This window comes from Funiculus sociatus GB2-C1, assembly GCF_039962115.1.
Lineage (GTDB): Bacteria > Cyanobacteriota > Cyanobacteriia > Cyanobacteriales > FACHB-T130 > Funiculus > Funiculus sociatus.
Genome location: NZ_JAMPKJ010000032.1, coordinates 1 through 18,635 on the forward strand (window position 1 = coordinate 1; position 18,635 = coordinate 18,635).

Consider the following 18,635-nt stretch of genomic DNA (forward strand, 5'->3'; position numbering starts at 1 on the left):
AAATACTCCATCAGCGCGGTATACCGCGCTCATCAAGCTCTCTGTAGTTTGTTGCTCCTTAGACAATCCTTGAGTCGTCTTACGACTTGCCAACACAAGAGTTGTCTCTAGGATTTCTCTGTCAATCTGATATTGCTCGATAATTAGCCCGTCACTTTCTTCGTAACGGACTTCACTTTAATAGACATCTCCGAAAATTAGTCTGAAACCCTTGCCCTGCCTGAGTCGATATTTAATTTCTGGAGATGTCTAATAGCTACGCCTGTTACATTCCTTTAAATGCAGTCGTTGCACATTTACTAATTAATTGAGCGATCGCTTATAACCTGGATTTTCTCTTGCCACTCTAGTAGGCACCATGCTCCCAGTATGGGTAAATTCTGTTGAGGGGGTGACGCTGCTATCAGTTACCAATCAAAGGTAGCCGATCTGACTTGATGACGGTGATAGCAGCGCCGACATAAGCAAAAATCGTTAACCTACGTCAGGAGGGCAAAATAAAAGAGTTTTCAAGCGATCGCAGTGAGGGATGAGATGTCAATGCAAAAAGTGCCGGTCATTGATTATCGCCAAGCGAATGCAGCCAATTCACTATTGCCCAAACCCTCTATCCTCTCAAGCTCTGGCTGGAGTAACCTGCATCTAGAAGTTTACCAGCAGCCAAAATTTGAAATCGCCGAGCATCAACATACGATGCACGCGATCGCGCTAGCCGCGCACGCTAGCGCGATCGCTTGTGGGCTTCCTGAATCACCCGAACAACCAGAATTGGATAGCCTGATTGCCTCAGGAGAACGGTGGTTGGATGGAAAGCTGGTGCGGGAAAGGCGGAGAGTGGGAGATATTGCCATAATTCCTGCGGGCATTTTCCATCGCTGTAACTGGGCTACCTCAGTTGAGTTTATGATTTTGGCAATTGAGCCTGCCCTCCTCCAACAGGTCGGTCAGGATTTTGTGAATCCAGATCGCATTGAACTTACGCCCCGATTTATGAATGACGCAGATCCTTTGATTCAAGGAATTTTTTCGACCTTGAAAGAGGAATTAGAGTCTGGCAAAATCGGTGGTGATTTGCTGATTGATAGCCTCAAAACCACATTAGCGATTCACCTGTTACGGAACTATTGCACCATCCAACCGAAGCTTTCGAGTTATCCAGATGGATTATCTCAATCAACGCTGCAACAGGTAACAGAGTATATTCATGAGCATCTCCATCAGGACTTGAAGCTGGTTGAGTTGTGCGCGATCGCTCAACTTAGCCCCTATCATTTTCTACGTCTGTTCAAGCAACGGACAGGAACCACACCCCATCAATACATCCTGCAACGGCGAATTGAAAAAGCAAAACATCTGTTAAAACACAGCGAACTGAGCATTGCGGATATTGCAGCGCTAACAGGTTTTTGCGATCAAAGCCACTTGACGAGATGCTTCAAACGCATCGTTGGTATAACACCAAAACAACTCCTGCAAACCTGACCGCAAGAATTTACTAAAATCGAGCAACTTTCTTCTAGAGTCTTGGATTGCCAGCTTTCTAAGCTATTTACAGCAGGTTCTCTTGGAGAAAGAAGATGAAAATTGAACAAACCGAGGTATTAATTTCTACATCGGATGGAGAAATGCCCGCCTGCCTATTTACACCAACAGGATCTGATTACCTGGAAGTAGGCAGTGCTTCGCATTATAAGCCCGCCATCCTGCTGCTGATGGAGGCATTTGGCTTAACGTCACATATCCGAGATGTAGCAGCCCGGATTGCGAACGAAGGTTATGTAGTCCTGGCTCCAGATTTATACTACCGCGAGTTGCCGAACAACAAATTTGGTTATGACGAGGTTGAGCAAGCGATGGCAATGATGTGGCGCTTGGATTTCGGCAAGCCAATGGAGAACGACATTCGAGCCGCATTAGCCTATGTAAAGTCACACTCAGAAGTGAACCCCCATCGTGTCGGAGTAACCGGGTTTTGCCTGGGCGGCGGCTTAACCTTTTTTACGGCTTGCAAGTTATCAAACGAAATTGCGGTCGCGGCTCCCTTCTACGGCATGGTTTCCGATGACTGGGTTAATGCAGTCAAAGATATCACGGTGCCTATCTACCTATTTTTCGGCGGTCAAGATCCCTTTATTCCAGGCGATCGCATTCGGCAAATTGAGTCGCGATTTCAAGAACTTGGTAAAGACTACACCTTGAAGGTTTACCCCGATGCAGGTCATGGTTTTTTCTGCCACGAACGATTTGACTACAACCATCTGGCGGCGGAAGATGGCTGGGGCGAACTAACTCGATTCTTTCATCAGCATCTACAGGCTTTCTCTTCCCAAACATTGACAGAAGCTATTTGATAGATAACACTACTCTAAATTATTTTGGTTGAAGGGGTTTCTGATTCCACAGTTATTCTTGAACTTTTCTTAGCTCATTGCTCTAATAGATGTATGTTTAGGAGCAGTTCTAACCACTGTGTTCAGAAAGAAATTTCGATTTTCTTCTGCCTAAAATAATGAGCCAGCATTAATCAAGACTGCTTTGTAAGACACTAATTAATTCCTCCAATCGTAGGACTTTGTGTCCAGAATGTTTATAAACACGGAGTTGTGATAAAGCTAGCTGTTCTTTCTTTGTTTGCTTACTAACATTCATTGACTTCCGGTCAATTACAAGCGTATCCTCAATTCCCTGGTCTAGATTTTCAGCAATTTCCAACAACGTTTCAGCAAACACTTCCGGCACTCGGATTGTAGTTGTCGGCTTATTTTTCCAGCGCGAAGGACGACCCCCACCCGCTCTCGCACCACCTCGACCAGAATTACCCATAATTAAAACCTTCAACTTTTGTTACTAAATTGACGAAGTATTAAGCTATGTAGCCGCTGTCACAAAACCCTTTGTTTTTATTCAAAAGCTTTCTTAACTCCAAAATATGCTTTTCTGGATTTGACACAGAATTGTTAAAAAATACTTAAAAATTACTTTAAACTTGAAATCCTTACAGGGCAAGCGTTTCAGCTTCGTATTCCTAGAAATCGCCTAAGAGCTACTCATTGACAATCATCATTACTTGTGATACAGATTCATCCCAAAACATTAATGGCGGCCCGTGTTTGGTCAGGAGAAACTTCTAGGTATTTCTGCAAAGCTCCTAAGTCCTTATGTCCGCTGATTTCTTGCAGCACCCGAAGGATAACTCCTTCGCGGTGCATGATAGTGAGCGATGTCCGCCGACAGCTGTGAGAGGAAGCTCCAGAAATCCCAAGTTTGTCAAAAGTTATCTCAAAAATGTTGATAGCATTTCTGAGGCTAAGACATCCCTGACCTTGTTTTCCTGGAAACAGGAATGGATTGTTGGGTTCGGCGAATAAAAATCCGTAATTTGATGAACTGATTACTCCTAAAGTGTCATATTTTATCGTTGGCGAAGTATTGGCATCAAGTTGAGATTTGATGAGTTTTGATTCATGAAAATAACTATGGCAATTTTTACAGAGGTAAACTTGTTCTTTATCTCTGTACCAGCCTTGCTTACTAAAATGCTTAGAATCGCAAAGAGGACATTGGAACATATTGTTCCAAACCAGTTTTCCTTCTGAATTTAAGTTCTTATGGCTCCACCCGCCAAATAGTTCTCGCAGCCGGAGTAATTCTAAAGAATCTTGGCGATACTGCTGGAGAATCTTTTTAAGATGAGGGTGGGTGGGAATCGTCCGAGTCCCTTGTTTTCCTTTGCTATTGGCTTTACGAATGATAATGTCATCTCGCACTGTTTCCTCATGAAAAGCGTCAACGAAATGCATTTGACGGGCTTCAGAAACTCGACAAGCTGTATAAAAGCAGGTAGCAAATAGAGCTTTATCCCTAGCAAACCTAAACCCTTGCTCAAATAGCTGTTCAATTTCTCTATCGCTGAGGACTTTGGCTCGACCATTTCTGTCAATCAACATGAGTTTATGGCTCCTAAATTCCTAAATAAATTATGATGACAATTTTACAGAACTTTCAATGGCAGAATTATCGACTTCAGCACAAATATAGGAATCCTAAATGAGATTAAAACGCCAACCCGTTGTCACCACTTTTCTGCCAGGGTTGGGAGTTCGTAAATCAAATAGGATTGCTATATTCAGGTTAAGGTAAAAGAAACACAGCCTCTTCAACTTCTTCTCTAGAAACTTCTAGATATTTTTGGAGATTGGAGACCCGGCTATGTCCAGAAATATTTTGAGTGACTCTGATGGGCACCCCAGCTTTATGCATCTCTGTTAGTGCTGTCCGTCGCCAACTATGAGTAGAAGCTCCAACTAAATTCACTCGCCTACAACCCTTCATGAAGATGCCAATAGCTGTGTTCAAAGCGAGACACTCTTTTCCTTCTGCGCCAGGAAATAAATAAGGGTTCTTGGGATACATGAAAAGAAAACCGTAACTCATTGAGTTATAAACTCCCAGACGAATTACAGTGTCTCTTAGTTCAGGATGATCCACGAAAGCTGTTTTTATTTGAAAGCGATACAAACAGCTTTTACATTTATACATTTGTTTATCCCGAACCATCCCAGCAGTTGTAATATCGTAGCTGGCACATTTAGGGCAAATAATTCTCTGCTCGTTGTCAAAAACTTGACCACAATACAAGCTCTTGTAATCCCATTGTCCAATAATTTGTTTAATCTTTAGAAGTTTCCTAGAGTCTTGGATGTATTTTTCTAAAGACTGGGCTAGATTTGGATGAGTGGGAATGCAGCGAGTAGCTTGTTGACCTTTAGTAATGCATTTCCTAATGACGATAGTATCTCGAACTTTATCCCCATCAAAGATATCTGTGTACCGAGCTTGTCGGGCTTCTGAAATCCGACAGGCTGTGTAGTAACAGAGTTCATTCAAGGCGCGGTCTCTTTGACAGAGAAAACCTTGATTCAGCAAAAGTTGTCTTTCTTGTGGGGTTAAAATTTTGGACTGACCGTTTCTATTGACTTTCATAGTTCTTATTTCAACTGTAAATTGAATGGAGTTGTGAATTAAGGAGTAAACCTTTAACTACAACGTTCCGAAACACAGCTTTTTGTTCAACACGCACCAGAAAATTAATGACCAGCAATGACGGTAGTCACTCAGGAACGTCTTCCCTAGTCGCGGTAAAATCCTAAAAAGGCTCACTCAAATAGTATAGGATAAAATCCTAAAAAGGTACACTAAAATTTGAGGTGGAGGAATGAGAGATTTTTAAACCGAGAGAGTGAGGTAGTTAGATTTGAGCTAAAAACGTGTCTGTGCAAGGAGTTCCTGCATTCAATCAGGGAATAACTTGCACAGTTTAAGGCTCTGAAAAATCTTTAGGGGAGTCTCCTGGCTCCGACTGTTCAACAAGCTGAAACTGTTCAATGATGTGTTTAGTGGAGCCGATATTACTATCAGTCTGTTCTGGGGATGTCAACGCTCCCAGTAACGGGTCAGGCTGATTAATTGGGTTATTGGGCGGTGGTGTCAACGCTCCCAGTAATGGGTCAGGCTGATTAATTGGGTTATTGGGCGGTGGTGTCAACGCTCCCAGTAATGGGTCAGGCTGATTAATTGGACGCTTGGGAGATCGCATCTGTTGAGCAATCTGTGCTGCCGGACTGTCATACCTCTGGGGAGGTGGCGACCATTGAGGAATTTGTCCCTGACTGACCCTAGTCGGGTAACCTCGTCTTGAACATCCGATTTGTTCTAAGTAAGCGAAAGCCGTGTGTCGAAAAGCTCGCGGTGTGACTTGCTTGGGAGTCCCAAACAATACTGAGGTAGCTTTGTAGATGGCTGTGGAAACCAGCTCAGAAATGTCGCGGGTACTAAGGGGTTGGCCTATGGTTTCGGGTGTGCGATTAGAACCAAGCCGTACAAAGACTAAATTATGATCCGTGGGAATCTTGTCACGCCACTGCTCCCTCCAGGTGTCCAAGTCTTGAGCGAGATGCTTAGGCAATCGAAACTCGCGGGAAGCTAAAGTTTTTCTCCCCCTTTCCGACCTCAGGGCAGATTGAAACCGGTAGACGTTTTTTTCACGAAATAGCGTGCGCTGCCACTCCAACTGAGAAATTTCTCTTTGGCGAATCGGCGAGTAAACTAGAAGAGCGGTAATCAGGTAACGTTGCCAGGATTTCAAGATTGCCGCTTCTGAGCGTGGCGCTCCTGACTGATCCCGTGGTGCACAGCACTGCCGTAAATACTCGACAATCTGCTCCCCTTCTTCCAGGGTTAGCTCTGCTTTGCTCTGGCTCTGTTGTGAGAACTCGTGTTCATAATTAGTTCTAAGGGTATGTAAATAATCCTGTAGCGCTTTAACGGCAGAAATTTCTGAGTTGCGCTGCTTCTGGGAGTCCAGCCATTTAGCAACAGATAAAGATGCCTGAACCATATTGAGCGCCCAGCCGTAGCTGTTGCCCTTTTGCTTAAGACCCCAGTCGATGAAAACTTGGAGTTGCTCTAGCGAAGCCACTTGCTCAATTGCGAGCTGTTCGGAAGAGTATCCCTGAATATTATGCAGCCATCCCAAAATGCAGAGAATATTACTTTTATAAGTTTCAAAGGTGTCGAGCGCGATCGCTTTTCCTTTTCTTCCCCGTACTTGAGATTTAGTCCAGAAGTCGCCGAGTTGTTCGAGCTGCTGCTCTAGCTTATGGGTAAGCTCTTCCTGTTTGAGGGCATAGGGTTCTGCCTGATGCTGTCTCGCTTTCTGTTGTGTTTTGGACAACATTTGACCGATGTACATCTGAGGTGCATACTCCCCGCTCCGACTGCTTGGGGTAGGGTCATCCCAAGCTTGGGTATACATCCAGCTCAAAAATCTCTGCAAAGCTGAGTGGTAGTTGTTGAGGGTTCCACGGGAAACTTTTCGCGCTTTTGAATGCAGATTTGAGCCAGTATCCAGGGTTTCCAGAAGTTGTCTTGCGTTTCCTAAAAACTGTGACAACGGAATTTTTGCCAGACATTCATCTAGATGACTTCGTAGTTCAGCTTCCGCAAACCCATAGTTTGGCAAAATATACCGTCTTAAAGCTGTCTGAAGATTACTGACGAGTCGGGGGTTAGCCTGAGCTGCCTTAGTCTTGGTAAATTGCTCTAATGCTTCACTGACTGTCTTTGGTTGCATGGTTGCCTAATCCCAGCTACTGCCCTAACGGCTTGCATATCACTTCTGTGTTGAGCTTACCGCCATACCGCCATTATGTGTTGCAGCAGAAAGCTCGCGGCTTTCTGCTCCTCTGGAAAGGGTAGTTACTGCCCTTTTAATCCCACATTCCGCACCCCCTACTGTCACAATCGGTTTTTACGGAATTTACCGACCTAATGGAGTTATTTTTGATACGAAGAACTGGAAAACCCGTTTTGCGATCGCAAAACCAAAATACCCAAAAAGCCAAAATTCGTAGTGTGACAGTAGGGGGTGTGGAAAGTGGGTTTTAATGCTATCTCAGGAACAATTAGTGAGCCACTACTGACACAAAGCCATTTTTGGAGCTGCTCCAATTGCTAGTTGGAACGAGAAAGGGATTCTACTTCTTAAAATGCGCCAATCATCAGAGCAGCCGCCACTGTGACTCACCAAATATCGGTACCCACTCCCCAGAGTCCAACTTAAAAGCCCAGTACCCCTGCCGTGGGGGATTAGGAATTGAAACCATCACCGCCTCTACCCATTCAATTGTTTGGTCTAAATGCGTACCCGTAATTTGCTGAATCAGGCATTTTTTGCCAATAGGTGCAGCGCCATTTTGTGCTTGAGATATGGAAGACACATCAGGATTGTCAAGATTACCTCCAACGGGTATTAAGCGAGGATTTTCACTCATGGGAGAGGATGCGATCGCATCCTCCTTTAAAACAGGTTGCGACTGTACAACTTCAGTTTGCACAACTTCAGTTTCTAGCACGGGGCCGTTAGAGGTCATTACCACGCCAGGGGTTTCTCTGACCCACCTCTCGATATTGATCCGATTCTTCATTCGCCGCCACTCAAGACGCTTCACCTGCACCTGGATAAACAGCGGTACCTCAGAAGACGGCTCAACGGCCTTTTCCTCCCCGTACCCCTCTTTGAAGTCAGATCCGGCTGCCTCTGGATGCCTTTGAGGGGCATCCGAGGCAGACAGCGCATGTACAACCTTCATATAGGGGGGGGGTGTAGGAATTTCTGGCGAATCCTGTGCTGATAAGGGTTCTGGCTCTTCTATCAGGTTTTCTAATGGCTCAACTAGAGCTATTTCGGACTCAGTAGAAGTGTTTGAAACTGTCTCTGGTTGGTTTATTTCACACCTTTGGTTGTGGCGTTTTGGATGCCACAAGTCTAAATAGGATTGCTTATATAAAGTTTTGTGACTAATCGTTACTCCAAACAGTTGCTTGGTTGTGGCAATCAGGGCTTTAGCTCTTGCTGTGGCAGCCGTGGGCAGGGTCTGAGTCGCTTCTAGGTGGGATAGGGCGTTTTTTACCCGCTCTTGGGCTTGGGCGCTGCGTTGCTCGTTAATGCGATCGCTCAACGGTACTATGTTGTTGGCTGCGCCGGAGCTGGTGTCTTTATTGAATGTGTCGGAGTATGTACGAGACCGCTTTGGATGGCTGCAATAAGGAACATAGAAGCTTTCTGCTGCATGCGCCCATTCTTTTGCTCTTTTTCCAATTTCATGTTGATGGGAGCAGTATTGCTGATAACCTGGGGCGTTGATTGCGGTCTTTTCAATGTGGTTTATTAGTTGTTGACCGCTGAGGGCTAGCCATACAACACCATAAGTGCCAAAGTCTTTCAAGAGTTCGTTGGTCTGCCCTGGCGCTGTCCAACCTTCGCTAATCCGAGTTTCTAAGTGTTGTTTCCAAACTTTGGCTTTAGAAGTTGTGTTGGGGTGGTAGGAGAGTTTTTGACGTTGTAGGGCGGCGGCTAGTGCTTCTCTCAACTGGGACATATCCTGCTTTGTGGCGTGCATAGAAGCTACGTCCAGGAAGCGGGAGATGTCGTTGGTGAGGGGTTGGAGGTCAGTGTCCAGCAGGTAGGAGCCTACTTGGAGGGGCAAGCGATGTCCGTTGTAATTGGTGGGTTTTCCTTTGCTGTAGGGTTTGGCGTTGGGGAAGGTTTCTAGTTGTCCGGCGCTTAGTTGCAATCCTTGATCTTGGAGGGCGAATTTAATGGCACAGGCTAACGCTAGGGTGGGTACTGGCTCTGATAAGAAGAAGTAAATATGTAACCCGCCGCTACTGCTGGACTGGACGGGTAGGTGGCGACATAGCCCAATTTTCTCGGCTGCTTGAATGATTAATTGAAATTTCTCTGGGTCATTGTTGGGGTGGTAGTCGCTACCTCTATCGATATCTATGAGTGCGTAGCGAGTCTCCGTGTCAAATCGCAACCCTAGGATGATGTTCGGGTCTTTGTACGTTTCCCAGAGATTGCGGGGTTCGAGGGGGTAGCTGTTCTGTGTTGTCCACTGGGGTTTATTCCCTGGCTCTGGTACGGGAGCTGATATAAAACTCCACTGGTGATTAAAATATTCGCAAAATCTTGCTCCCACTGGGTCGGCTGGTTTCAACCCTATAGTTTTTCTGGCTGCTACTGCAACCATAATAGATGCCTCCATCGCTTATGTGTCGCGTAGAAACGGATAGAGGCGATCTATTTTCGGCTTCAACTTGTTGTAACAAAGTTATAATTCTTGCTACGATAAAGCCAGCGCGGGTTAGCTATAAGCCGCCCAGATGGTGATTGAACTTTCCCGAGTCTTGCACCTTCTGAGCTAGAAGCCTCTAGCCCGTTCTACAAAATTTAATATTTGTTTTTTTGATTTAAGGGAGTCTAGGATGCTTTCCAATTCAGCAATTTGCTGTTTAAGGAGTGTAACCTTGGCTCCTTTTGCTTTCTTCCCTGCAAATAGTCCTTCTCCTTCTAACTAATTCGTTTATGGGCAAGCCCGATAAGGTACTCAAAAGCTTTTTTAGCTAGTGGACTCCTCCGGCTTTGATACTGGAATAACGCCACGACCGATGCGTTCCATCAGTTCGGAGCGAGAGACATCCCACGCTTTAGCTAACTCATCTAAACCCTCAATGCCAGTGGGAGTCAGGGTGAAATTTACCCGTTTCTTCATCTCATCATAGAAGGCGGGTTCTCCTTTCGTGCGCGGTCTTTTGCCTCCTTTCTTCATAGCGTTCTTCTCAAGTATACATTTGCTTGTCCTCTTCAAGACTTTTGGTAGTAATATCAAGTCAACCTAATCAAGTATATATTTGAGAGTGAACCAAGGCGACTGGCGGTCAACCTCTGCCCTAGCTAACCTCTTTCCACTTGTCAAGTTTAGAGGACAAATTAATAATGACAGAGAACTTACGACAGAAGCAAACGGATAGCTTGTCTACCTATCAGCAAGCCCTAAACGATTCTTGCATCACAGATCTGGTAGAAAAACTCAGCGACTGCTCTAATCGCGCCACAAAAAGTGACATAATCACTTGCTAGAAACGCTTTCCGAGCAAGTAATTAGTGATGGGTGACTCCAAAACCACGACTTCTATCCCAGAGGAGTCTTCTTTAGCGCTGACTGTGCCACTGCCCTTGACGCGACATCCGGCACACGTCTATCTCACGTCTTTGGGGCAGGGGTCAAGACAGACGATGCGGGGTTCTCTCAACGCGATCGCATCAATGCTGACATTTGGAGAGTGTGATGTGATGACTCTCGATTGGGCCAAGCTGCGGTATCAGCACACGGCAGCGGTGAGGGCTGTTTTAATAGAGAAGTATAGCCCCGCCACAGTCAACAAAATGCTAACGGCGTTGAAAAGAGTGTTGCAGGAGGCTCTCAAATTGGAGTTACTCTCGGAAAAAGACTATAAGTTAGCGACTGACCTGCGCCCAGTTCCCGGCAGCAAAGGTTTGAGAGGTCGCGCTTTGAGTCGGGACGAGATCGCGGCTCTTGTTAAAGTCTGCCAAAACGATTCCACGCCCACTGGGACAAGGGACGCGGCATTGATTGCCATCTTGCGGGGGTCTGGAGTGCGTCGCCGGGAGTTAGTCAATCTGGATAAGAGTGATTTTTACCCCTCAAAGGGAGCGATTGAAGTTCGCGATGGGAAGGGAGGGAAAGACCGGACGGTGTACCTGTCTACTCAGGCAATTCGGGTGGTGTTAAATTGGTTAGCGGTTCGGGGTGACGCTCCTGGTCCGTTGTTGTGTCCGGTGAGTAAAGGCAAGCGAGTCACCATCAGACGGCTCACCTCGCAGTCCGTGTTATTCATTCTGCAAAAACGAGGAGAAGAGGCGGATGTTGCTGATTTCAGTACCCACGATTTCCGCCGAACTTTTATCTCTGACCTGCTAGATGCGGGTGTGGACCTGGTAACGGTTCAACGCCTTGCGGGGCACTCCGACCCCAGTACCAGTTCCCGCTACGACAGAAGACCTGAAGCGGTGAAGCGACGGGCGGTGGAACTTTTGGACTTGCCGGGGCTTTCTGAATAGCCGATTCTTGTGAAATTGGGGAGAGGAGATATCAATGCTAAAGAAGCGTAACTAATAATAGAGGAAGGGGGGAAACTGCCTTAAACTACCCTGTGTTGCTACTGTATCAGCCTGTGCCCAAGATTATCTCCCTGTTTAATCAGGCGGGTGGAACAGGTAAAACCACCCTGACACAGAACTTAGGTTATCAGCTTACCCAACGGGGACATAATGTGTTGCTAGTTGATATTGATCCACAAGCATCACTAACTGCATTCATGGGTTTAGAACCGTTTGAGTTGTCGCAAACGATCGCGGACGCATTACTTAAAGATGCTCCACTCCCAGTTCATCGACAGCTTCATGGCATGGATTTAGTTCCTTCAAACATTCTCCTTTCCGCCGCCGAGGTACAGCTTCACTCCGCGCTCGCTCGTGAATGGAGGCTTAAGCAAGTTCTCTCGTCTGTTCAGAACAACTATAATTTCATACTGGTTGATTGCCCTCCTACACTGGGAATTTTCAGTATTGTGAGTCTGGTGGCTTCAACCCATGTACTTGTCCCGATTCAGACTCACTTCAAAGCGTTTCTGGGTGTAGAACTCCTTCTCGACTCTATTCGTCAGGTAAGAGAACGTATTAATCCAGAACTGGCTATTATTGGTGTAGTTCCGATGATGCACGAGAGCCGCACTAGCCAAGGGAAAGTCATTCTAGATGGTATAAAAGAGCAACTCGGCAGGGTAGCGCCCATCTTTCCGGCTATTCCCAGAGCGATCGCTTTTGCTGATGCTTCGATGGAGCGAAAACCACTAGCCGTCTATGACCCTAAGCATCCGGCTGTGCCGCTCCTTGAATTTATTGCTCAGAGATTGGAGAAAGACTAATGGCTGTCAAGAAGTCCGGGCGAACGGCTCCAGAGCTAAAGACGCTGGATGCTTACCTTAGTAAACCTTCAGAGCCATCCACTTCAAAAGCGCCAATCGATAAGATTCGCCACCCCTTGAAGCAACCCCGTCGCTATTTTGCACCTGACAAGCTGGCTCAACTCGTGAAGTCAGTTAAGGAGCATGGCATTTTAGAACCTTTGTTAGTTCGTCCTCTTGAGGCTGGGGAGTACGAGCTGGTTGCCGGGGAACGACGGCTCCGAGCTGCTCGCGATGCCGGATTAACAGAAGTTCCCATCGTTTCCCGCGCTCTGGATGATAAGCAGGCTCTCCAAATCGCCTTAATGGAGAATCTTCAGCGAGAAGACCTGAACCCATTGGAAGAGACGGAGGCTGTGCTGGAACTGCTAGCGATTGTTCTGGAATTAGACACTCGCGAGGTGGTGTCTGTTCTCCACCAGTCCTATAACGCTAAACAACGAGGAATTGAGTTGAATCAGAACGTTCTGATTCAATTGGAGAAGATTGAGTCACTCCTATCTTCAATAGGACGTTTCAATGCTGGAACCTTTCGTTCTAGTCGTCTTCCCCTACTGAATCTTCCATCGGATGTGCTAGAAGCGCTACGGAAGGGAGAGCTTGAGTACACAAAAGCGATGGCGATTGCGCGGGTGAAGGATGAACAGCTTCGGTCTGATTTGCTTTCGTTGGCAATTGCGGAGAACTTATCGCTCAACGAAATCAAGGCACATATTAAAGAACTCAAGCCTCAATCAGAATCAACTCCACAGAGGATTATGCTTGAGCGTTTGAGTGAAATTAGTAAGCGTTTACAGAAGAGCAAGACTTGGGGTGAGAGAAAGAAGAGAGAGCGGATTGCTAGATTGTTGGATGAGTTGGATAAACTGACAAAAGAGAGTTAGCGAGTGGCTATCCTATCGTGTCAGGGTGGGAAGACGACATCCCTCATTCTCCTGAGATGAAGCTAAGTTTTGCCGTCAACCGAAATAGTAGTCATAACTGCTAACGGTAGAGCCGTTGCAGCAAGCGTTGGATGTTCTTGAACGGGACGAAGATGCGGAGTGAGCAGAAGAACTGTCTCTTACTCTACCGCAACAACGTTAAATGCTAGATGGGGTTCAGTCTTTTGCTGTGCTCTTTGTATAGTGTATTGCCGGGGACACACTACCGTTTGAGAGAGTAGATTTAGGAATGGTTGTCTATCACTGTGCAGATTGGAATGAATAATTCGAGCAACTGGAACACGATTACTGAGTCAAACTTCCCGTGGGAGCGGGAGGCGCTGGACTTCGTGCGTCAGCAGTTCCCTGCACATGAGCCTTATCGAGCTTGGTCTAATTTTGAGTTTATTGCGACGGATGGCAGTATCAATGAGGTTGATCTGCTTGTCTTCACTCCGCAGGGGTTTTTCCTAATTGAGATTAAAAGTCGTTCTGGGCGGTTGTTTGGCGATGCAGGAACCTGGACTTGGGAAACAAACGGTAGACTCCATACCAGCAACAACCCGCTAATTGCAACCAATACCAAAGCTAAAAAGTTGCGATCGCTGCTAGAACGGCAAAGAGCCTGCCGAAGTAGAGGGCAGATTCCGTTTATCGAAGCCTTGGTGTTTTGTTCTGCTCCAGAGCTTCGCTGTGAACTGCAAGGAACTGCACGATCTACGATCAATTGATGGGTGTTGAAGTATGCCCCAGAGTTAGACAAACGAATTCGTCCCCATTTGAATCTCACGAACGATTCGTGGCGGGTGGATGAAACGTATATCCAGGTCAAGGGAGCGTGGAAATATTTTTATCGAGCGGTGGATTCAGAAGGGGATACCCTAGATTTTATGTTGAGCGCGAAGCGGGATGGCAAGGCATCTGCAAGATTTTTTCGTCAAGTGCTCAAAGCCCAGCATACTCAACCGCCACGAGTGATTAACGTGGATAAGAATGCTGCCTATCCAGTCGCAATGAAAGCCTTGAAAGCGGGTAAAACAATTGCAGAGCAGACCGAGCTACGGCAGGTGAAATATTTGAATAACGTGATTGAACAGGATCATAGAGCCATCAAGCGAATCGCTAAACCAATGATGGCGTTCAAATCATTCAACACCGCCAGACTAACCTTGAGCGGAATTGAAGCGATGGCGATGATTCGCAAAGGGCAAGTGAACGGAATCGACAAAGGGGACACTATGTCTCAAGCCAAGTTTATTAAAGCAATCTTTTGTGTGAGTGCTTAGGGAAATACGAACGATACAAATCGTTTATCACTTAAAAGTTCTTGCAACAGAACCAGCTGCTTTGGGCTAACCAAGCCTATCAAGGACAACTTAGATTGTCTGTACCCATTGTCTGTTGTTTTACTTGAGTATTGCCAAGCGTACTAAACCAGGATTTGTGGTGTTTCCTCGTCGGCGGGTATTGGAGCGAATTTTTGCAAGGGAAGGGACGCTACCGTTGTTTGAGTAAAGATTATGAACAACTGCCACAAGTCAGTGAGGCTTTTGTTTATGCTGCTATGACTAGATTGATGCTTCGGCGGTTAACTTTTACAGTTAAGATGACTTAATTTTTATTTTACAAACAGCCTCTAAAATTGTCGGGAGCCGGATGCACCCAAACGCGCACGTTTGGTTTTAACTGAAAGGTGCGGGGGATAATACCCTCCATCGACTCAACCAAAATAACCGTAGTTTTAAAAATTAGCTACGAAGGGAGATCAAGATGCCCAAATGGAAACTGGTAACAGAATTCGCGTTTGACAGCGCCCACTACATCAAAGACTACGATGGTCCCTGCGGTCGGATGCACGGGCATACCTATAAGGTGCGAATCGAGGCAACCTCATCTAAGCTCCACTCCTCAGAATACTGCCCTCACTCAGTCATGGTGGCTGATTTCAGAACCTTGCGCTGGGCTAAGCAGGACGTGATGAAGGGAGGACTGGATCACTGCGTTCTGAATGAAATTTTGCCCCCAGAGTACGAGGCAACGGCTGAGATGATTGCTAAGTATATTTATGACAAAACGAAGAAACAAGTGCCTGAGGGTGTGCAACTGAAAGTTGCAGTTTCAGAAACTCCTAATTCTTGGGTAGAGTATGAGGATGACTGAATTATCCCAAACAATAGCTTTGTCCTCAAATAAGATGAGGCATCATCCTCGTGTCTTAGTTATTACGTCCTGCACGGGACAGAAGCGTTTTAAGCCTGCGAATCAGCTAACATTAGAAGACTTCAAAGACTCTTTAAAACTTCCTGAACGTGAAACTTCTCTTTGCGAGTTTGCTAGTCCTACTGGTCTTATGTACACAGGGTTACAGCACTTGCGGACAATGGAGGGGGTGACTCTGCTACGCCAGTCTTTTGGGCGAGAAGTAGTAGACGTGAAGATTCTTTCGGCTGGGTATGGGCTAATCCCGGAAGACAAAATAATCGTGCCTTATGAAGTCACCTTTAATAGGATGAAGGGGTACGAAGTTGATGAATGGGCAAAGTTTTTAGAAATCCATCAAGCTTTTGAAAAAGCTATTTTTGGCTACGATCTAGTATTTATCCTGCTAGGGGATAATTATCTGCGATCGCTTTGCCTCCCCGTTGAAACTTGCAACAACCAAACCTTTATCTTTTTAGCCTCGTCCAAGAGTGCTAATTACATTCGAGATTTAACGGCAAAAACGTTTGTCTTGCCTCTTGACAACACCGATGCTAAACACTACCGCTATGGATTAGTAGGTTTGAAAGGGTTTTTGTTTAAAAGGTTTGCTGAATGTGTTGCCAGAGAAGGAATGCTGCTACAGAAGGTTTACGACGATCCAGAAGCCTTTATTCAGATTATAGATACTGAGCCTGTTCAGCTAGAACTACCTTTAGGACTGCCAGAACTAAAGCTTTCTACTAAATCAGTCAAGAAGCTAAAATTCGGTAAGTCCGAAGACAAAGAACTTATTCCTATTCCCGATCTGCCCCCAGCTCCTAATTGGCGTTTAGGAATGCAGTACTTCATTCCGGAATGGGACGATCATGTAGACCCTAAATATAATTTTTTGAGCGATGCTCTGACACCAGGGCGAGACCCCTATGAGGATGAAGTCTATGCCCATCAGATTTATCCCACTGCTAACTATGATGGCATTCTAGTTTCTAAGGTAGTTGTAGAAAGTAGCAAGAAGAAAAAAGCCCTTATTGAAAAAATAGGGATTCACAAATTTATCCGCTTTCCAGGCCCAGTGATGGGTGATTGTGGAGCTTTTGGATACATCGAGGAAGAGGTTCCTCCCTACACGACAGAAGAAATTCTGGAATACTATCAGCACCTCGGCTTTAACTATGGAGTGAGCATCGATCACTTGGTTGTTGGACCGTTTGCTGAATCAGGAGTGAGAGAAAAACGATATGAGTTAACAATTAAGAATGCAGAAGAGTTTATCCAGAAGCATCAAGTGGGAGGGTATACATTCACTCCCATTGGTGCAGTTCAAGGGTGGAGTCCAGAATCTTATGCTAAGGCAGTCAAAGCCTATATTGAAATGGGCTATGAGTATATTGGAGTGGGTGGACTGGCTAGAGCACCAAGTCAAGAGATTTTAGAAATCTTAAAGAGCATTCACCCGCACTTAACTCCCCAGACAAAGATGCATCTGTTTGGAGTAGGGCGACTCAATGCTGTTCCAGTCTTCCGTCATCTAGGAATAACCAGTTTTGATTCTGCAAGTCCGTTGCGTAAAGCTTGGTTGGATTCAGCAGCGAATTACCATACTTTCGATGGTAAAACCTATGCAGCTATTCGCATTCCTAACGTAGATAGACCTGGGGTGCGAATTAAACGATTGCTGGAAGCTGGTGTATCAGACCGGAAAACTCTTAAGCGGCTTGAAGAAAAAGCACTTCATATACTGCGTGAGTTTGATGCAGGCCGCGTTACTTTAGAGCCAACTCTCTCATCATTGCTTGCCATAGACGAGTTGTTAGAATTGCCACGCAATGGTGAAGTAAACGCTCAATCTTCAGCCAGACGCTTAACTAGACACGCGCAAATGTATCGGGAGCTTTTGGAAGAACAGCCCTGGAAGAAGTGCGGTTGTGTAATCTGTCAAGAAATTGGGATTGAAGTTGTAATTTTCCGAGGAAATGATCGCAACCGTAGACGTGGCTTTCATAACACCTATATTTTCCATAAGCGGTTTAATGTCTTAGTTAAAGGTGAAAAATCTTGAACTAAGATGTCTGTATACTCAAGAAAGTTGAGATACGCTTTTCCTGCGTATTTTTGATATGTATCCTAAAAAACTGTTTCTCCTTGTTGTGCTGTAAGGTAACAGGAAAAAGCGAAGCTCCTGGGAATGTGAAACATTAGGATTTTGAGGTTTCAGTGGAAAAGAAATTTTTACCGATCTTCTCTATGGACCACGCTGGTCTGTTAAGAAAGTTGAAGGATATCGAAGGAGAGTACGGGATTCTAGCTCCCCTTTCCTGCCCGAAAAATCTCCTTAAAGATATTCGCGATACAAATAAGCTTTTCTTTATCGATAGTGGTGTTTTTGAAAATCAAGATTGTCCTTGGTACTATCAACTCCATTGTGAGTTTAAGAACAACCGATGGGTGCGTGAGTTACGTTTGGCGTCGGAACAGCAGTTGCGACAGAAAATAAGAAACTATCTGGAGCGCTGCGACAGTTTCAGTCCTGATTATGTTTTTGCACCTGACGTTTTTGGAGAACCCCTACTATCTCTTTATTTAGCTCGACTCAGCTGGGAAGAATATTGGCGGCGGTCAAGACCTTATGACTTGATTGGGGTTGTGCAGGTTGGAGCTGTACTCTACAACTGGCAAGAGAAAGCTGTGCCGCAGTCGGACTCCTTTCTACCCCATTACGGCTCACCTAAGAGCTTCCTGGCTCCTCTGATGAGTGCGTACCGAAACATCGGCTATCAGTACATTGCTCTGGGAGGCTTGTTGAAAGCCGATACTACGATGCCAACTGGTTTAAGGTTTGGCTTGTCTGCTGAGGAACTGGATGAATTGCTAACCTGGAGCCGACCTGAATTTGTCTTGGGTGGGCTGGCTTTAAGCCGTCTGGAAATTATAAGAAAGCATGAGGTCTGGGCAGATTCTACCAATTGGCTCTGGTGGGATGCTCGTTACGACTACCAAAGGTTTGGGCATCGGAATGCCTTGCAGGAAGTCTTGGGGTGAGCTTTCACACAACCGTTTCCACACAGACGCTTATTCTAGCTGTACTCCTAGTTCACAGACTAGGTATGTAGAAAATTAAGT

Annotated in this window: 17 protein-coding genes and 1 pseudogene; 12 read left to right on the forward strand and 6 right to left on the reverse strand. The window is 45.7% G+C overall.

Annotated features, from left to right (window positions below; genetic code table 11):
* Positions 1-540 precede the first annotated feature (540 nt).
* Both NDI42_RS15860 and NDI42_RS15865 read left to right on the forward strand, forming a co-directional pair.
* Positions 541-1,482 carry an AraC family transcriptional regulator gene (locus NDI42_RS15860; RefSeq protein WP_242017634.1) on the forward strand — a complete coding sequence of 314 codons (942 nt, stop codon included), beginning with the start codon at positions 541-543 and terminating at the stop codon, positions 1,480-1,482.
* Positions 1,483-1,577: 95 nt separating this feature from the next.
* Entirely contained in the window at positions 1,578-2,351 is a 774-nt protein-coding gene (locus NDI42_RS15865; RefSeq protein ID WP_190455186.1) for a dienelactone hydrolase family protein, read from the forward strand.
* 169 nt (positions 2,352-2,520) lie between these two features.
* Here NDI42_RS15865 and NDI42_RS15870 read toward each other — a convergent pair whose 3' ends face one another.
* From NDI42_RS15870 to NDI42_RS15895, 6 genes are all read right to left on the reverse strand, one after another.
* On the reverse strand, positions 2,521-2,823 hold the full coding sequence (locus tag NDI42_RS15870; RefSeq protein ID WP_190455189.1) for a hypothetical protein: 303 nt from the start codon (positions 2,821-2,823) through the stop codon (positions 2,521-2,523).
* A gap of 257 nt (positions 2,824-3,080) precedes the next feature.
* The gene (locus NDI42_RS15875; RefSeq protein ID WP_190455191.1) at positions 3,081-3,947 is read right to left on the reverse strand and encodes a tyrosine-type recombinase/integrase; all 867 of its coding nucleotides are present in this window, start codon (positions 3,945-3,947) and stop codon (positions 3,081-3,083) included.
* A 184-nt stretch (positions 3,948-4,131) separates the two neighbouring features.
* On the reverse strand, positions 4,132-4,983 hold the full coding sequence (locus NDI42_RS15880) for a site-specific integrase (RefSeq protein WP_190455196.1): 852 nt from the start codon (positions 4,981-4,983) through the stop codon (positions 4,132-4,134).
* A 334-nt stretch (positions 4,984-5,317) separates the two neighbouring features.
* Positions 5,318-7,132: a site-specific integrase gene (locus tag NDI42_RS15885; protein WP_190455199.1), complete on the reverse strand. Its 1,815-nt coding sequence runs from the start codon at positions 7,130-7,132 to the stop codon at positions 5,318-5,320.
* Between the two features lie 427 nt (positions 7,133-7,559).
* Entirely contained in the window at positions 7,560-9,593 is a 2,034-nt protein-coding gene (locus NDI42_RS15890) for a hypothetical protein (RefSeq protein WP_190455202.1), read from the reverse strand.
* Between the two features lie 369 nt (positions 9,594-9,962).
* Entirely contained in the window at positions 9,963-10,172 is a 210-nt protein-coding gene (locus tag NDI42_RS15895) for a ribbon-helix-helix domain-containing protein (protein WP_190455204.1), read from the reverse strand.
* A gap of 167 nt (positions 10,173-10,339) precedes the next feature.
* Between NDI42_RS15895 and NDI42_RS15900 the strand changes: the two genes are divergently transcribed.
* The 10 genes and pseudogenes from NDI42_RS15900 to NDI42_RS15945 all read left to right on the forward strand — a co-directional run bounded on the left by NDI42_RS15900 (position 10,340) and on the right by NDI42_RS15945 (position 18,554).
* Positions 10,340-10,483: a hypothetical protein gene (locus NDI42_RS15900; protein WP_348231427.1), complete on the forward strand. Its 144-nt coding sequence runs from the start codon at positions 10,340-10,342 to the stop codon at positions 10,481-10,483.
* Positions 10,484-10,510: 27 nt separating this feature from the next.
* On the forward strand, positions 10,511-11,485 hold the full coding sequence (locus tag NDI42_RS15905) for a tyrosine-type recombinase/integrase (RefSeq protein WP_190455207.1): 975 nt from the start codon (positions 10,511-10,513) through the stop codon (positions 11,483-11,485).
* 113 nt (positions 11,486-11,598) lie between these two features.
* Positions 11,599-12,351: an AAA family ATPase gene (locus tag NDI42_RS15910; protein ID WP_190455210.1), complete on the forward strand. Its 753-nt coding sequence runs from the start codon at positions 11,599-11,601 to the stop codon at positions 12,349-12,351.
* Complete coding sequence (locus NDI42_RS15915) at positions 12,351-13,274, forward strand: ParB/RepB/Spo0J family partition protein (protein WP_190455213.1); 924 nt, start codon at positions 12,351-12,353, stop codon at positions 13,272-13,274. Before NDI42_RS15910 ends, NDI42_RS15915 begins: the two co-directional genes overlap by 1 nt.
* A 317-nt stretch (positions 13,275-13,591) precedes the next feature.
* Positions 13,592-14,044 carry an NERD domain-containing protein gene (locus tag NDI42_RS15920; RefSeq protein WP_190455216.1) on the forward strand — a complete coding sequence of 151 codons (453 nt, stop codon included), beginning with the start codon at positions 13,592-13,594 and terminating at the stop codon, positions 14,042-14,044.
* A pseudogene (locus NDI42_RS15925) lies at positions 14,045-14,599 on the forward strand (IS6 family transposase); the annotation flags it as partial.
* 131 nt (positions 14,600-14,730) lie between these two features.
* The gene (locus NDI42_RS15930) at positions 14,731-14,928 is read left to right on the forward strand and encodes a hypothetical protein (RefSeq protein WP_431191433.1); all 198 of its coding nucleotides are present in this window, start codon (positions 14,731-14,733) and stop codon (positions 14,926-14,928) included.
* Positions 14,929-15,083: 155 nt separating this feature from the next.
* Positions 15,084-15,473: a 6-pyruvoyl trahydropterin synthase family protein gene (locus NDI42_RS15935; protein ID WP_190455221.1), complete on the forward strand. Its 390-nt coding sequence runs from the start codon at positions 15,084-15,086 to the stop codon at positions 15,471-15,473.
* Entirely contained in the window at positions 15,466-17,574 is a 2,109-nt protein-coding gene (gene dpdA, locus NDI42_RS15940) for a tRNA-guanine transglycosylase DpdA (RefSeq protein ID WP_199311147.1), read from the forward strand. Before NDI42_RS15935 ends, dpdA begins: the two co-directional genes overlap by 8 nt.
* A 185-nt stretch (positions 17,575-17,759) precedes the next feature.
* Positions 17,760-18,554, forward strand: a complete 795-nt coding sequence (locus NDI42_RS15945; RefSeq protein WP_199311148.1) for a hypothetical protein — start codon at positions 17,760-17,762, stop codon at positions 18,552-18,554.
* The last annotated feature ends 81 nt before the right edge of the window (positions 18,555-18,635 follow it).